The sequence below is a fragment of the Martinezella sp. CNPSo 3957 genome (assembly GCF_057784395.1).
Window position 1 is genome coordinate 132,746 of record NZ_JBXSOU010000012.1, and the last position, 15,019, is coordinate 147,764.

Annotated in this window: 12 protein-coding genes; 6 read left to right on the plus strand and 6 right to left on the minus strand. The window is 59.4% G+C overall.

Annotated features, from left to right (window positions below):
• Positions 1 to 99: 99 nt before the first annotated feature.
• Complete coding sequence (gene mutL, locus AC13QE_RS24475; RefSeq protein ID WP_488485612.1) at positions 100 to 1,932, minus strand: DNA mismatch repair endonuclease MutL; 1,833 nt, start codon at positions 1,930 to 1,932, stop codon at positions 100 to 102.
• Positions 1,933 to 2,277: 345 nt separating this feature from the next.
• On the opposite strand from mutL, the gene AC13QE_RS24480 reads away from it, so the two are divergent.
• Both AC13QE_RS24480 and AC13QE_RS24485 read left to right on the plus strand, forming a co-directional pair.
• Entirely contained in the window at positions 2,278 to 4,011 is a 1,734-nt protein-coding gene (locus tag AC13QE_RS24480; RefSeq protein ID WP_488485613.1) for a response regulator, read from the plus strand.
• 127 nt (positions 4,012 to 4,138) lie between these two features.
• Positions 4,139 to 5,494 (plus strand): EAL domain-containing protein, encoded by a 1,356-nt coding sequence (locus tag AC13QE_RS24485; protein ID WP_132715945.1) that lies wholly within the window; start codon positions 4,139 to 4,141, stop codon positions 5,492 to 5,494.
• 74 nt (positions 5,495 to 5,568) lie between these two features.
• On the opposite strand, the gene AC13QE_RS24490 is transcribed toward AC13QE_RS24485, so the two are convergent.
• From AC13QE_RS24490 to AC13QE_RS24510, 5 genes are all read right to left on the minus strand, one after another.
• A complete protein-coding gene (locus tag AC13QE_RS24490) occupies positions 5,569 to 6,189 on the minus strand; it encodes a PRC-barrel domain-containing protein (RefSeq protein WP_488485614.1) in 621 nt (206 codons plus the stop codon).
• A gap of 356 nt (positions 6,190 to 6,545) precedes the next feature.
• Complete coding sequence (locus AC13QE_RS24495) at positions 6,546 to 7,433, minus strand: SMP-30/gluconolactonase/LRE family protein (RefSeq protein WP_112335417.1); 888 nt, start codon at positions 7,431 to 7,433, stop codon at positions 6,546 to 6,548.
• A gap of 3 nt (positions 7,434 to 7,436) precedes the next feature.
• A complete protein-coding gene (locus AC13QE_RS24500) occupies positions 7,437 to 8,072 on the minus strand; it encodes a 2-dehydro-3-deoxy-6-phosphogalactonate aldolase (RefSeq protein ID WP_488485615.1) in 636 nt (211 codons plus the stop codon).
• On the minus strand, positions 8,072 to 9,004 hold the full coding sequence (locus AC13QE_RS24505; protein WP_488485616.1) for a 2-dehydro-3-deoxygalactonokinase: 933 nt from the start codon (positions 9,002 to 9,004) through the stop codon (positions 8,072 to 8,074). The genes AC13QE_RS24500 and AC13QE_RS24505 overlap by 1 nt, the downstream gene beginning before the upstream one ends.
• Before the next feature lie 37 nt (positions 9,005 to 9,041).
• Positions 9,042 to 9,812, minus strand: a complete 771-nt coding sequence (locus AC13QE_RS24510) for an SDR family NAD(P)-dependent oxidoreductase (protein ID WP_488485617.1) — start codon at positions 9,810 to 9,812, stop codon at positions 9,042 to 9,044.
• Between the two features lie 127 nt (positions 9,813 to 9,939).
• On the opposite strand from AC13QE_RS24510, the gene AC13QE_RS24515 reads away from it, so the two are divergent.
• The 4 genes from AC13QE_RS24515 (at position 9,940) to AC13QE_RS24530 (ending at position 14,994) form a co-directional block, all read left to right on the plus strand.
• Complete coding sequence (locus tag AC13QE_RS24515) at positions 9,940 to 10,749, plus strand: IclR family transcriptional regulator (protein WP_488485640.1); 810 nt, start codon at positions 9,940 to 9,942, stop codon at positions 10,747 to 10,749.
• 323 nt (positions 10,750 to 11,072) lie between these two features.
• On the plus strand, positions 11,073 to 11,813 hold the full coding sequence (locus AC13QE_RS24520) for a helix-turn-helix transcriptional regulator (protein WP_488485618.1): 741 nt from the start codon (positions 11,073 to 11,075) through the stop codon (positions 11,811 to 11,813).
• 635 nt (positions 11,814 to 12,448) lie between these two features.
• The gene (gene apbC, locus AC13QE_RS24525) at positions 12,449 to 13,603 is read left to right on the plus strand and encodes an iron-sulfur cluster carrier protein ApbC (protein WP_488485619.1); all 1,155 of its coding nucleotides are present in this window, start codon (positions 12,449 to 12,451) and stop codon (positions 13,601 to 13,603) included.
• A 413-nt stretch (positions 13,604 to 14,016) separates the two neighbouring features.
• Positions 14,017 to 14,994, plus strand: coding sequence for a magnesium transporter CorA family protein (locus AC13QE_RS24530; RefSeq protein WP_488485620.1), 978 nt, complete (start codon positions 14,017 to 14,019; stop codon positions 14,992 to 14,994).
• The last annotated feature ends 25 nt before the right edge of the window (positions 14,995 to 15,019 follow it).

Genomic DNA, 15,019 nt, shown 5'->3' on the forward strand with positions numbered 1-15,019 from the left:
CTACAGCGCCATGCGTCAAATATGACGCGTAAAGATCGCTGCAGCAGGCGCGACTTCCAGCCTATTTCTCGGAAAAGTTCCTTTTGGAAATAGCTTAGGTCAGCTGCGCCCGAACAGCCGCTCGATGTCTGTGAGCTTCAATTCTATATAGGTCGGCCTGCCGTGATTGCATTGTCCGGAGCCCGGCGTCGCCTCCATCTGGCGCAAAAGCGCGTTCATCTCTTCCGGGCGCAGACGTCGGCCGGACCGTACCGAACCGTGGCAGGCCATGGTCGCGGCCACATATTCCAGCTTCGCGGCAAGGCCTGACGCCGTATCCCATTCGGCGATCTCGTCGGCCAGTTGCCGAACCAGGCCCTGCGCGTCGACCTCGCCGAGCATGGCCGGCGTCTCCCTAACGGCGACTGCGCCCGGCCCGAAGCGTTCGATGGCGAGGCCGAGTTCGCCGAGCTCTTCGGCAAACGCCATCAGCCGGTCGCAATCCTCCTCGGGCAGGTCGACGATCTCGGGAATGAGCAGCACCTGCGAGGGCAGCCGCTTCGAATGCAGGGCCTTGCGCATAGCTTCGAACACCAGCCGCTCGTGGGCGGCGTGCTGATCGACGATGACGAGCCCGTTTTCCGTCTGAGCGACGATGTAGTTCTCGTGCAATTGCGCTCGCGCGGCACCCAGCGGAAAGCGCGCCGGCTCCTGGGCTCGCATTGCTTCCACCGGGGGCGCCACTTCGGCGCGCGCGGTGGGCATGGCAAGGCCGTCGAAGGCGGCCTGCGGTCTTTCGGCAAATCCGTAGCCCGCCGGTGCCGCTGCTCGCTCATAGGGACGAGATGGCGAAGTTTCCGCCGTCCAAGGAGCCGCTGCCGGCGAGGGGCGCCAACCCGATTGGAAGCCGGAGCGGCCAGCGCTAAACGCCCGCAGCATGCCGTCCGCGCCGGTGGTGGCCGCACGATCGCCCTCGCGCGCCAGTGCCTCGCGCACAGCCCCGACGATCAGGCCGCGCACGAGACCGGGATCGCGGAAGCGCACATCGGATTTCGCCGGATGCACGTTGACGTCGACCAGCGCGGGATCGAGCCTCAAGGAAAGGACGGCGACGGGATAACGTCCGGAGGGAATGGTTTCGGCATAGGCGCCGCGGATTGCCGAAAGGATCAGTTTGTCCTGCACCGGCCGTCCGTTGACGAAGGCATATTGATGCGCGGAGTTGCCACGGTTGAAGGTGGGCACGCCGGCAAAACCGCTGAGGCTCACATCCTCTCGCACCGCATCGAGCGCGATGGCATTGTCCTTGAAATCGGCACCCAGTATCTGCGCCATGCGGGCGAGATGATCATCGCCGGTCGCTGGAAATTCGAGCGTCGAGCGGTCGCTGCCCGACAGCACGAAGCGCACGCGCGGAAAGGCGATCGCCATGCGCTTGACGACTTCGGTGATCGCGGCCGCTTCCGCCTTCTCCGTCTTCAGGAATTTGAGGCGCGCCGGCGTCGCGAAGAACAGGTCGCGTACCTCGACGATCGTGCCCGGATTGGCGGCGGCTGGGCGCAGGTGCAGAACCTTGCCGCCGGCAACTGCGATCTCGGCGCCACCGGCCGCACCCACCCTGCGGCTTGCGATCGAAAGCTTCGCCACCGAGCCGATGGAGGGCAGGGCCTCGCCGCGAAAGCCGAGGGTTCGAATGTCTTCCAGTGTCTCGGAAATCTTAGAGGTACAGTGGCGCCGGACCGCGAGTTCGAGGTCGGCTTCTTCCATGCCCGAGCCGTTGTCGGTCACTCTCAACAACGCCTTGCCGCCGCCTGCGGTGGCGATCTCGATGCGGGTCGCACCGGCATCGAGCGCATTTTCGATCAGCTCCTTGGCCGCGCTTGCCGGGCGCTCGATGACTTCGCCGGCGGCGATCTGGTTGATCAGGGTCTCGGAAAGTTGCTTGATGGCCATGGCTGCATTCTCGTGGATTCGCGCCGGTGTGGAAAGAGGAAAGGCGATCCGCACGCGCTTACCCACTCGTTTCCCACCCGTGCTTTGTTGAGAAATTTAATCAATGTTTAAGGGAATGATGACAGGTTGCCGAGACAGAACTTGAAATGACCGCAGGTGGCGCGTTTCGTGCATGCTGACGGCTCTCGATGGCAGGTTGGTGGCCATCAGTCAAAATGGAGCCAGGTGCCATCTGCTTCAAGTGTCAAGGCCAGCATGCAACTTCCATGAATTTGCCTTGCAGAGCGAATGCCGCTTTGTCGATTTGCCGTGTTGTGAAACTGGTTGAGTGTAGGAATCCGACGAATGACTGCCGAGATTGAAAAGGCAGCTTTGGCAATGACGACGGCTGATGCGCCTTTCGGCGGCAGTCTGCAGACGATGTTCTTCGATGCCCTTTGCGATGGTCTTTCCAGCGCCTTTTTCGCCTATGACAAGAACGACCTATTGCTGTTTGCCAGCCGTCAGGTTCTGAACTTTTTCCCGATTGCCCCTGATTTCCTGCAACCCTCGACGCGACTGCGCGATTTTCTGGGTGCCGTCTTTGATAGCGGTGTACGTTATCAACGCAACCAGAGCAAAATGGCTGCCAGCCGTGACGATTGGATATCGCAGCGCATAGCTTCGCATTGGCGTGAGCGCTTCGAGACCACCGAGCATTTTGCCGACGACCGCTGGGTGCGCGTCCTCAACCGGCGGCTATCCTCGGGTATCGGTTTCTGCATTATCGCCGATGTGTCCGAAGCCAGGAAACGGGAAGAGCAATGGCGCGTTGATATGGAGCGCGTGCAGCTGACCGAGGATATTCTCGACAATCTGCCCTTTCCGGTTTTCGTCAAGGACCAGAATCTCGTCTATGTCGCGGTCAACCGGGCATTCTGCGACAAGTACCAGACGGCGGCGGACGAAGTGCGCGGCCGCAAGAGCATCGATATCTTCTCCACCGACCTCGCCAATCGCTTTCATGAGAGCGACCGGCATGTGATCGAGACCGGCGAAATGTCGATTTCCCGGCAGCGCCAGATTGCGCGTGACGGCGTCGAGCGCGACATCGTCACCCGCAAGCAGCGCATCGGCAAGCCCGGCCGCTATTTCCTGGTCAGCACCATGCAGGACCTGCCCAAGGATGGCGGCGACTTCGACGAGTTCGCGCTGGCATCGAGCATCCGGGAAAACAGCGATCGCTCCTATCGCCGCGCCTATGTTCCGATGGTTGCGCTGCAGACCATTTCTCGCCGTCCGGCCGCCATGGAAACCTTCGTTCCGGAGAATTTCAACGGCCGCAAGGTGCTCGTCGTCACACCGGATTTCGCTGCCGAAACGGCGGCTCTGAAGACGCTCGAGAAATATGGCTTCGAAGCCTGCGTCGTTCACAACGAGAATGAAGAGGCGGCTTTTCTGGACGTGGCGAGCGCGCATGGCGTCAAGATCGACCTGGTCATCGTCGACAACCAGCTTGGCAAGCGCGGGATTGAGCTGGCCGAACGGCAGAACCTTACCGCGCTGTCGTTGGACGGATCGCAGCTTGCAACCGAGCTTGCCTTCCTGATCGCGCGTCATTTCAATCGCAACATCCGTGGCGAACTGGGCGAGATCGTCGAACCCGGGCTTGCATCCGAATGGCGGCGTGCGGCCGGTGAGGAGCGCCGGGCGCAAATCCTGGTCGCTGAAGACAATGACATCAATCAGATCGTCTTCTCGCAGATCCTCGAAGGGTTGGGATACAGCTATGTGATTGCCGCAAGCGGTGATGAGGCGGTGCGCCTGTGGCAGGAGCATCGTCCGGAACTGATCCTGATGGACATCTCGCTGCCGGGGCTGAACGGTTTTGAATCCACCCGGCTGATCCGCGGCGCGGAAAAAGGCAGCGGCACCCATACGCCGATCATCGGCGTCCTGACTCAGGCTTTCGAGCGGGACCGCAAGGAATGCGCCGAGGTCGGCATGGACGACGTCATTCTAAAGCCGGTAAGCCCCGACATCATCGAGACCGTCTTCCAGAAATACATGCGCGGTGCCCTGAAGGCGCAAAATAGATAAATGCTACAATGATATCACCACCGACGGCAACTTATCGCCGGTGCCGAATGACCGTCTCCTCGGCATCCTTTGTTAAGACTTCCCCGGCATGCTTTTCCCCCGGGTGGAGAAAAGGTCGGAACCAAATATGAAGTCGACTGAGATGCTGCCGGGACCAGCCAGTCAAGAACCGCAGGCAATTGCCTATACCGACCCGCTCACGGGGCTCGGCAATCGATATCGCATGCGTGAACGCGCGCGTGCGCTTTCGCGCGAACGTGCCGACGATCCCGCACCCTTTACGATCGGGATCGTCAATCTCGATGCCTTCAAGCCGATCAACGACCTGTTCGGCGTCGAAGCGGGTGACGAGATCCTCTGTCAGGTTGCCCATCGCCTCAAGGCTTGCATACCCGATGGCGCGCTAGTGACACGTCATGACGGCGATGAGTTCGCCTTTGTGCTGCCGCTTGTCTTCGAACGGGTCGGTGCTGAGAAATTCGGACAGATGATCCGCGAAGTGCTGTCGGCGCCCTATGATCTCGGCGATCGCAATGTCCGCCTTTCCGCCTCCTTCGGCTTCGCCATCCATCCTTTCGCCGGAGAGGAGTTCGATGATCTCCTGAAAAATGCGGATACGGCGCTCTATCGCTCCAAGCGTCGCGGCCGCGGCCAGATCACCGTCTATTCCCGGGAGATTGCACAGGAAATGAGGCGGGCGACGCAGCTTGAGCAGGCGCTGCGCAATGCCATCATTTCCGATTCCATAGACGTGCACTTCCAGCCGATCGTCTCGCTTGCCAACAACATGGTTCTCGGTTTCGAGGCCCTGGCGCGCTGGAACGATCCGGATCTCGGTTTCGTCTCCCCCGCTGTTTTCGTGCCGCTTGCCGAAGAGAGAGGCTTCATCGACGCGCTGTCCGAAACCCTGCTGCGAAAAGCAGCGGAGGCGGCACTCTCATGGCCGCGCGAATTGTTCCTGTCCTTCAATCTCTCCTCAGCGCAGCTGATGGACCCCGGCACGAGCAGCAGCATTCTCGCGATCCTGACGCGCGCTGGCCTAGACCCGCATCGTCTAGAACTCGAAATTACCGAAACCGCGGTGATGAGCTCAGCCGAGACGGCCCATCGCATTATCACCGACCTGCGTGCGGTCGGCGTGCGCATCTCTTTGGATGATTTTGGCACCGGCCAATCCAGCCTTGGGCGTTTGCGCGAGTTCATCTTCGACAAGGTGAAAATTGACCGGGCGTTCGTCTCGCGCATGAATTCGGATAGGGCTTCCGAACATATCATCAAGGCTGTTCTTGCCATGTGCGAAGGACTTGATCTGCGTGTTGTCGCGGAAGGTATCGAGGACCACGCCGAAGCGGCGAAGCTGAAGGCGCTGGGCTGCGCCATGGGGCAGGGCTATTATTTCGGAAAACCGGTCGACGGCGCTGCAACGCTTCGTTACCTGCAGACCCATTATTTCGATCTCAGCCACGAACGCGAAATCGCTTGAGTTTGAAAAAGGTCAAAAAAAGCGGCGATCCGTAAGGGTCGCCGCTTCTGTATTTCGCCAGACTTCGTCGATATTTACTTGTTGGTGGTCGACGAAGTCGTCGTGTTGTCGGTTGCCGGCATTGTCGACGTTCCGGACGATTGAGCCGCCTTTTCGGAAGCCTGCATCGAGAGGGTCTTGAACTCCGGTGCAGCCTTCAGGGAATCGGCCGTTTCAGTCGTCGTCAGCTTCACCGTCCCGTCCTGAGGGTTTTGGGTGGCGCTGATCTTATCGAAAGGAACGGCGACGTTTTTCTGGCCCAAGCCAAGGAAGCCGCCGACACCGACGATGGCGGCAACGACGCCGCCCTGCTTCTGCAGGATCAGGTCGTTGATGCTGCCGATGCTTTCATTCTGACCGTTATAGACCGACTGGCCCATATAGGTCTTGGCGCTGATCTGATCCGCGGATTGTGTGGTCAGATAGCCAGCTTGGCCGCCCGTTGCGGGGGCAGGAGCCTGAGCACTTTTCTGTGCTGCCGAGCTATCAGGTTTGGTGACGCCTGGCGTTGCCGGTGCGCTTTGCGTCACCGGCGCGTTATTGCCTGCGCCGCCGTTCGAGGGCTGTTGCGCCTGGGCAAAAGCCATGGGTGAAAGCACGGACGCCGTAGCAAAGATGGCGCCTGCGGCAACGGAAGTGAAGAGTTTCCCAGTCATCGTGAACCTACCTTTCATTCTGATGGGCATGCTTCGTCATACGCGCATGCTTACCAGCGCGAGTGGAACTTTTGTGATGCCGGCCGTTATCGGACCGGTCCTAGAGGCAATGGCTCAGGGAGGTTTTGGTTCCGTCAAAAGTTGCAGAAAGTTGCGTCGCGCAGCTCGGAAACAAAAGGAATATGTTGGGGAATCAATAGATACCGCGGCAAAAGACAACCGGAAAGATTATTAGGATCGCAGAGAACGATCGAGCTCAGATTTCAATTTGTTTCGAGGCCGAACGTGTCTTGCGGCCTGCCTGACGCGTCAAAATAATACCGCCCTCAGCCTGATCGGCTGAAGGCGGCTTTCAATCAAAGCTTGTATGGAGGGTCGAAAACGCCCTTCACCGTCAGGCCAAGCTCCAGAAGAGCACCAGCCTGCGGCTGCATCGAGCGGGCCTCTTCATCCAGCCCTTCCCAGGCGGTCGTCACGGCCAGCCGGTCCGCATTCTTGCCGATGAAGGCGGGGCAGGATGGCTGCATCGCAGGTACGCGATAGCGCTCGATGCGCAGGCCGTCCGGGCTGTATTTGTCGACGAAGCCGGAGCCCCAGCGCGCGTTCCAGATATAGCCGTCGGCATCGCAGACCGAGCCGTCTAGGCCGCCTGGATCTTCCATGCTGTCGACCATGACGATCGGCTCGCCCGCCGGAAGCCCCGTCTCGGGATCCACGAGCACGCGCATGAGCTGGCTGACGCGGGTATCGGTGAAATATCCGATCGTGCCATCGGGCGAGAAGCAGATGGAATTCGGAATGCTGATCTGGTCGAAGATCTTGGTCACCTTGCCGCCGGCGACATGATAGATCGCGCCTGCCTGCATCTCGGCGCGCTTGCCCATGGTGCCGATCCAGAGCGATCCGGAAATATGCGTGCGTCCGTCATTGGAGCGGTTTTCGGGCTTGTCGGCTTCAATGGCCGCATAGAAGCTCAATTCGCCAGTTGCGATATCGCGCAGGAAGAGGCCCTGTTCGGTCGCGATCATCTGTCGTTCCGCATCGACACGTGCCAGCACGCTCGCCATCATCGGCAGCTCGTGAACCTGCTTCTTGCCGGTCGGCAGGTGCAATTCGTGCAATTCCTTGCCGAGGATGTTGAACCACCAGACTGTATCCGTATCAGGGTCGTAGGTTGGGCCTTCGCCGAGGACGGAGGAGGTGTTGCAGAGAATATTCCCCTGAAAATCATGAATATCGGTCATAGATCAGGCTCCTACGGCTGCATCATAGGCATAAATGGTCATCTTGGCGCGTTCGGCAACCTCCGCTGCCGTCATTGCCGGCTTGTAGAGGCTGGTGCCGAGACCGAAAGCGAGGATGCCTGCCTTGGTGTAATCGGCAAAATTCTTGTCCGAAACGCCACCCACCGCGGCGATAACGAGTTCCGGCGGCAGCACTGCGCGAATGGCCGTGATGCCGGAGGCGCCAAGCACGCCGGCGGGGAAGAATTTAAGCCCGGTGGCGCCGGCGCGCGCGGCCGAAAGCGCTTCCGTGGCGGTGAAGACGCCGGGCATCGTCACCATGCCTTTGTCGCGGGCGCGGCTGATGACCGCAGGCTCCACATTCGGTGTCACCAGGAGCTTGCCGCCGGCGCCATCAAGCCTGTCGACATCTTCGACCGTCAGCACCGTGCCGGCGCCGATCAGGCAATCGGCCGGCGCCATCTTGGCAGCGATTTCTATGGAGCGGAACGGCTCCGGCGAATTCAGCGGGATTTCAATTGCCGTGAAGCCTGTTTCGATCAGCGTGCCGACAATGTCAGCCGTTTCCTCGGGCTTGATGCCGCGAAGAATGGCAATGAGCGGGCGCTTCATGGGCGGAAAGGGGGTGCGAGTTGTCATCAGCTTTTACTTTCTTTCTTGAACCAGATCGCTTCGGCCGCAGCGGAAAGTCCGCGACGGACGGCGGCATCGGCGTCGATCGTCTTAAAGGGGAGGGAGAGGGAGCGGAACGCGTCTTCGTAGAGCGCCTGGAGGCGGCCGGAGGCGACGAGCGTGATGGCCGCATTCTGCCCCGCAGAGGCGCGCGCGCCGGCGATTTCTGCGCCGATCAGTGTGCCCGATATGAGCGCCTGCGCTCCGGCTGCCGTCAGTCCGTTCAGAAGCTGGCCGGAGCGAGCCGTGAACAGCAGATTGGTGAGGAGCGCCGGCTTATCCAGGGCCGTCTTGAGGGCGATCTCGAATGTCTTCGTGTCGGCCGGCATGTCTGCAGTACTGGCAACCGCATGCGATAGGATGCTATGCTTGGTAATGACGTCGAAAAGCTCGCCCGTCATGAAGGTGGAAAAGCCTGTCACCTGACCATCCAGCACGCGCACCCATTTCGAATGGGTTCCTGGCATGCAGACGAGTTGTTCGCCCTTGGCGTCGGCGGCAACCGTGCCGAGCAGCTGCGTTTCCTCGCCGCGCATGACGTCAGGCACCTGTTGGCTGCGTTGCGCCAGGCCAGGCAGGATACGGATATCGCGGGATTGCCCGGGCACGGAGACAGCCGCGGTGAGAATTGCGGCAAGGGAAGTCGGCGTATCGATATAGCCGGCTTCCACCCAGCCTTGGCGCGCGCCGGCCATGCCGCAGATGATGACGGGAATGGCGTCCGGCGCCGATACGGCGTCGAGATGTGCCTGCAGGACCTTGTCAAAGCCGGTTTGCGCGGCCGTGGTCATGCCTTCGCCGCTGCGGCGTTCCGCGAGAATGCTGCCGTCTTCGCCGATCAGCCACAGCCGGAAACTGCTGGTGCCCCAGTCCACGGCGACATATGCCGGTTTCGTCATGTGAAATGCTCCAAGTCTTGCGTCAGAAATCTTGAGATTAGAAAATACCGCCATCGACAGTGATGGCTTGTCCGGTCATGGCGCCGGAGCAGTCCGAAGCCAGAAAGAGCACTGGACCGACCAGATCCTCGGGGCTCAGCACGCGCTTCAGGCATTGCCGGTCCATCATCTTCGCCATGCCGTCCTCCGTCAGCCAGAGGTCGAGCTGGCGCTGTGTGACGATCATTCCAGGCAGAACGGCGTTGACGCGGATATTCTCCGGCCCGAAGCGTCCGGCAAAGCTCTTGGTCAGCCCGATGATGCCGGACTTTGCGGTCGCGTAGGATGATAGAAGCGGCGGGTTCATCTTGAAGACGATCGAGGAGAAGTTGATGATCGCGCCGCCGCCGGCTGCGCGCATGCCCGGTGCCGCCGCCTGTGAGACGAAGAAGACTTGCTTCAGATTGATCGCCTGATTGTTGTCCCAATATTCTTCGGTCGTGGTGTCGATGTCGTGCCGGTCGTCCCAACCCGCGTTGTTGACGAGGACCCGGATCGCCCCGAGATCGGCCTCGACGGCTGCAACCGTGCTTTTGATCGCGCCGACATCGCGCAGGTCGGCATGGTAGAAGGCAACGGGATGGGCGGATTGATCCGAAAGCTTGGCCGCAAGCGCCTTGCTGGCTTCCTCGGCTATATCAATGAAGGCAACTTTCGCCCCCTGACGGGCAAAAGCCTCCACAAGGCTTGCGCCGATGCCGGAGCCTCCGCCGGTGACGAGAACCGTGCGATCTTTCAGATCGGGAAATTGCGCCTGACTATCGGCCAAGATGTCTCCTCCCAAGATCAATGAAAAGTTCCATTATTCGGAACATAATTTGACTATATGGAATTATCGGACTACCCTTGCACAGTGTCAAGGACAGTGCGGTTGTGCCAGAGATAAATGAATGAGTATGGGTCTGGGTTCAGAGGCGGGAAAAAATAAAAGGCATCGCGATCGGGAAACGGGGACGCTCGGAAAGCTCGTCTCCCTGCTTGATCTCGTCGCACTGGCTGATGGGCCTATGCGCTTTACCGACATTCTCTCGCTTTCCGATCAGCCGCGCGGCTCGCTGCATCGGCAATTGTCGCATCTTGTCGAGGAGGGGTTGCTGGAGGTCGACCGCGACGGGCGCTATCGGATCGGTTTGCGGCTCTTGACCCTTGCCTCGCGCAGTTGGGCGCGCAACGAGTTTCGGGCGATTGCCGAGCCGCATCTTCACCGTTTGCAGGAGGTGACGGGTGAAACCGTGCATCTCGGCGTCCTGCGGGGCGCGGAGGTGATCTATCTCGACAAGGTGGAGGGTCAGCAATCCGTGCGGATGTATTCGCAGGTCGGCAATGCTTCTCCCGCCTATTGTACCGGTGTCGGCAAGGCGGCGCTTTCTGCGCTCGACGACGCCGAGCTTGCAGAGAGAATCTCAGGTCTCGAATATCGCCCCTACACAGAGCATACCCTTCGCTCCCCCTCGGAACTGCTCTCCGATATCTCGCAAATCCGGGCGCGCGGCTACGCCTTCGATCTTGAGGAGCACGAAAACGGTATCTGCTGCGTCGCTGCGCCGATCCGCTCCGATGATGGTCATATGCTTGCCGGAGTCTCGGTGACCGGCCCGGCCTATCGCGTCACGCAGCAGAGGCTGCAGGCATGGGCGCCACGGGTGGTCGTTGCCGCTGATTCGATCATGATGGACATGCGCAACCGCATGGGCCCCAAACGCTGATCCCAGCAGATCTGGCGCAACGACTGCGGGAATTCCGGGGATTTAATGCTGCCGGCGCGGGATCTTAGCGCAATTGCTCGTTTATCTTGAATTTTACCGTTGAGATATGGCAAAGAACTGCCATTATCTTCAGGTGATTGCTGAAGCCGTCGAGGATTTAGCGAGATGACGAGGGGGAGATAATAGTAACGGGCGTCGACGCAATCATGATTTTGGAAAACTTATATTTTGCCGAGCGGCCGATAGTGGCGCCGGGACGTTAATCGTGAAGGGCAGCGAGCGGAAGCTTCGTATTTTTGCCCTCTTTTACATAAAGAAGACTGATGATGGCGGCATTGGTACAAGCAGGAATGTCCCCTCGCGACGAGGATCTGATCGAGGAAATCACCAGGCTTAAGACGCAGTTCGATGTGTTCCGTTTCATGAAGGGATTGACGGAGGCCTACCGGTGCCGCGCCTTCATGGTCCTTAATCTTCCGCCGATCACATCCTCCGACCTGCAAAGCAGTTCGGTAATCAACAACTGGCCGGCCGAGCTGCTGTCGATCTACGATCAGGAGAGCCTGCTGTCGACCAGTTCCGTGTTGCTGCGTCTGCGCGCCTCCACGCTGCCTTTTCTTTATGACGTGGTGGCAAATCCCAATCGCGAAGAAAACAAATCGCAGCTTGCCGTGGCTTTGTTTGAGCGTTTCCGCATGACGCGTTTCGCTTATTTCCCGACCCATGATGCCTCGGGTCTTCGCGGCGCTGTTTCTTTGGCTGGCGATCGCGAACACTTTTCGCCGCAGGAGATCAAGGATCTCTTTTATATTGCGGTTCACGTGTTCGACCGGCTTGCCGAGATTCGCAGCTTGGATGTTCGCGTCGTCGATACGCTTACCGACCGTGAAATCGATTGCCTGAATTGGACGGCCGCTGGAAAGACCAGCGCCGAAATCGCCGAAATCCTCTCCCTGTCGGAGCATACGGTCAATCACTACCTCAATCGCGCAACCAAGAAGCTCGACACTGTCAACCGCACGCAAGCCGTCGCCAAGGCCCTGCGTGTCGGATTGATAAAATAGTGAGGCCTCCCATTGCGGCGATGTCATGATACGGCGGTGATGGGAATTTGCGCAGCATGTGAATAATTTTTGTGCGCTGCAAATAAAATATGATGAAGTCTGCAGCGACCATCCGCTCTCCGGTTCCAGGTGCGATTCAGATAACGTGCTGAAGACTCGTCGCTTTCCGGATTTTTGGAAACTGGCACGCTTCCTGCTTCTTAGGAAACAGAGGTCCAGAGGGGACTTTGATAACAGCGCCGATGAAAACGTGCGCGGATCAAGCGACCGCCGCCGACACCTTCGCCATAGCTTCTCCCGGCGAAGGGATCGGCGGCGGTTGTTACTTATTTGGCACGCTGATTAGGTTCCGACGCAGTTTCGAGACGATTTTCGCGCCGTTGCCCTATATATTTCAAATGAATGATCTATGTCGGCCCGCGGCCATGTCTTCCCGAATTGGGAGAGCGTTGCGGCTGGTAAGGGTTTTTCTTTATGGACCCGGCGGACCTGCCGGCCGCAACGAAGACGTTTTTATCGACGGCGTCCCGAATTTCGTTTGGCGAAGCCACGCCTCTCCACTATCTAAGCCAGAATGATTTCGGAAAGCGCCCACCTATGCCGCGCTGCCGAAAAGATTCTGCAGTGAGGATGAAATGGCAGACATCACCAAGGAACAGGTGCTGGAAACGTTGAAGACGGTTCGAGGCCCGGACCTGGAGCACAATATCGTCGAGCTCGGCATGGTTTCCGATGTCTTCATTTCCGACGGCAAGGTCTATTTTTCCATCACCGTTCCCGCCGAGCGTGCCAAGGAGTTGGAGCCGCTACGGCTTGCGGCCGAGCGTGTCATTAAGGACATGCCCGGCGTCAAGGGCGCCCTGGTCGCGCTGACGGCCGACAAGAAGGCTGGCGCTCCAGCGCCCAGGCCCGCGCCTGCACAGGCTGCCCCGCACGCCCATTCCCATCCTCATCAACACGCGCCGCAACAGCCGCCGCGCGCCGCCAAGATCGGCGTTCCGGGTGTCAAGGCCATCATCGCCGTTGCCTCGGGCAAAGGGGGCGTCGGCAAATCGACGACAGCGGTCAACTTGGCTCTCGGCCTACTCGCCAATGGCCTGCGCGTCGGTATTCTGGATGCCGATATCTACGGGCCTTCGATGCCACGCCTCCTGAAGATTTCCGGACGCCCGACTCAGATCGATGGGCGCATCATCAATCCCATGGAGAATTATGGCCTCAAGGTCATGTCGATGGGTTTCCTCGTTGAGGAGGAAACCGCGATGATCTGGCGGGGGCCGATGGTGCAATCCGCGCTGCTGCAGATGCTGCGCGAGGTCGCCTGGGGCGAGCTCGACGTGCTTGTTGTCGATATGCCGCCCGGCACCGGCGACGTGCAGCTCACCATGGCGCAGCAGGTGCCGCTTGCCGGTGCCGTCATCGTCTCGACGCCGCAGGATTTGGCGCTGATCGATGCGCGCAAGGGCCTCAACATGTTCCGCAAGGTTGAGGTTCCGGTCCTCGGCATCGTCGAGAATATGAGCTACTTCATCGCCCCCGATACCGGCACGCGCTATGATATCTTCGGCCATGGCGGCGCTCGCAAGGAGGCGGAGCGCATCGGCGTGCCTTTCCTCGGCGAAGTGCCGCTGACCATGGGCATTCGCGAGACCTCGGATGCGGGAACGCCGCTTGTCGCCGCCGAGCCGAACGGGGTGGTTGCAAAGATCTATCGCGAAATCGCGGCTAATGTCTGGAAGCAAGTCGCGGATAGTCCACAGCGCGCGGCACCGGCGATCGTATTTGAATAATTCACCAGGACGGATCTGCTTTCCCTGTGGCGGCGGATTGTCTTGTCGGCATCCTGTGCTATGACTTCGCAGGATTGGCCAAACTGCGGCGAAGCATGCGATGAAGAGGTTGTGACTTGATTCTTTGCGAGCTTTGCTGCATATGCGCCGCCTGCGTGGAACTGGTCGGTCGTTTCCGATGACCAATCTCCGCCAAATGGTGGTTTTATTTCGGCCGCGCAGGCGTCTTCGCCCGGACGGACGAGGGATTGGTACAGCAGCGCAATGGAACATGAACACGGATTCCCGGCCGGACGGGCGGGATATGACCGGGGGTTTATGAGCTTTTTTTGTCGGCCATTGGTGAGATCGCAGCGGGCGCGGACAACGCGCTCTGATCCCGCCTGCATCTATGCCGCCGCAGGAGCGCGCAGTTGATAACTGCCTATTGCTCAGGTTCGAAGCCGCTCGAGCTTCCCGATCTCTCGGCGACCGATCGGCTGCCCGACGATGCCGTGTGGATCGACATGGTCGATCCGTCGCGCGAAGAGGAAGCCAATATCGAGCGGCTGCTTGGGCTCGAAGTGCCGACGCGTGAGGATATGAAGGATATAGAGCCCTCGAGCCGGCTCTATATCGAGGACGGCTCGGTCTTTTTGACGGCCTCGCTTCTTTGCAAGGCCGATACCAGCCTGCCGATGTTGACCGATGTCGCGTTTATCCTGGCGGGACACCGGCTGATCACTATTCGCTATGCCCAGCCGAAGTCTTTCGCTCTCTTCATTGCTGCCCTTCCGCGTATCCCGCAGGAGCGACGCACTGGCGTGGCGCTCCTGGCGAAGCTGCTTGAAACGATCGCCGATCGGACCGCCGAGGTCCTTGAACAGACGGTTGCCGGTGTCGATATATTGTCGGTGCATGTATTTGGCGATCGCGTGAAGAAGGTCCGCCGGCCGGGGAACTATCTTGAGGAAAAGCTCAAGGACATAGCGCGCTATCACCGTATGCTCAGCAAGATACGTGACAGTCTGAGTTCGCTGTCGCGCCTGCTGACCTTCCTTCAAGCTATCCCCGCCATGCAGCAGGACCACGAAGCCAAAGACCTCTGCCGCAATGTTTCGAGGGATGTTCAATCTCTTTCCGAGCATGCGTCCTTCGTCGCGGGCAATATCACCTTCTTGCTCGATGCATCGCTGGGGCTGATCAACATTGAGCAGAACGCCATCATCAAGATCTTCTCGATCGCTTCCGTGGTGTTCCTGCCGCCGACGCTTGTCGCCTCCGTCTATGGCATGAATTTCGAACATATGCCCGAATTGCATTTTGCCTTCGGCTACCCTGCATCGCTGTTGTTGATGGTGGTTTCCGCCATCGTTCCGTTTTTCTTTTTTCGCTGGAAAGGCTGGCTCTGAGAGTCTAGTGATCCTGAATGTCTAA

Coding starts and splice junctions, on each gene's coding strand:
- AC13QE_RS24515 (WP_488485640.1), top strand. CDS start 9,940: ATGGGTCTGGGTTCAGAGGCGGGAAAAAATAAAAGGCATCGCGATCGG.
- AC13QE_RS24500 (WP_488485615.1), bottom strand. CDS start 8,072: ATGACAACTCGCACCCCCTTTCCGCCCATGAAGCGCCCGCTCATTGCC.
- mutL (WP_488485612.1), bottom strand. CDS start 1,932: ATGGCCATCAAGCAACTTTCCGAGACCCTGATCAACCAGATCGCCGCC.
- AC13QE_RS24520 (WP_488485618.1), top strand. CDS start 11,073: ATGATGGCGGCATTGGTACAAGCAGGAATGTCCCCTCGCGACGAGGAT.
- AC13QE_RS24480 (WP_488485613.1), top strand. CDS start 2,278: ATGACTGCCGAGATTGAAAAGGCAGCTTTGGCAATGACGACGGCTGAT.
- AC13QE_RS24485 (WP_132715945.1), top strand. CDS start 4,139: ATGAAGTCGACTGAGATGCTGCCGGGACCAGCCAGTCAAGAACCGCAG.
- apbC (WP_488485619.1), top strand. CDS start 12,449: ATGGCAGACATCACCAAGGAACAGGTGCTGGAAACGTTGAAGACGGTT.
- AC13QE_RS24495 (WP_112335417.1), bottom strand. CDS start 7,433: ATGACCGATATTCATGATTTTCAGGGGAATATTCTCTGCAACACCTCC.
- AC13QE_RS24505 (WP_488485616.1), bottom strand. CDS start 9,004: ATGACGAAACCGGCATATGTCGCCGTGGACTGGGGCACCAGCAGTTTC.
- AC13QE_RS24490 (WP_488485614.1), bottom strand. CDS start 6,189: ATGACTGGGAAACTCTTCACTTCCGTTGCCGCAGGCGCCATCTTTGCT.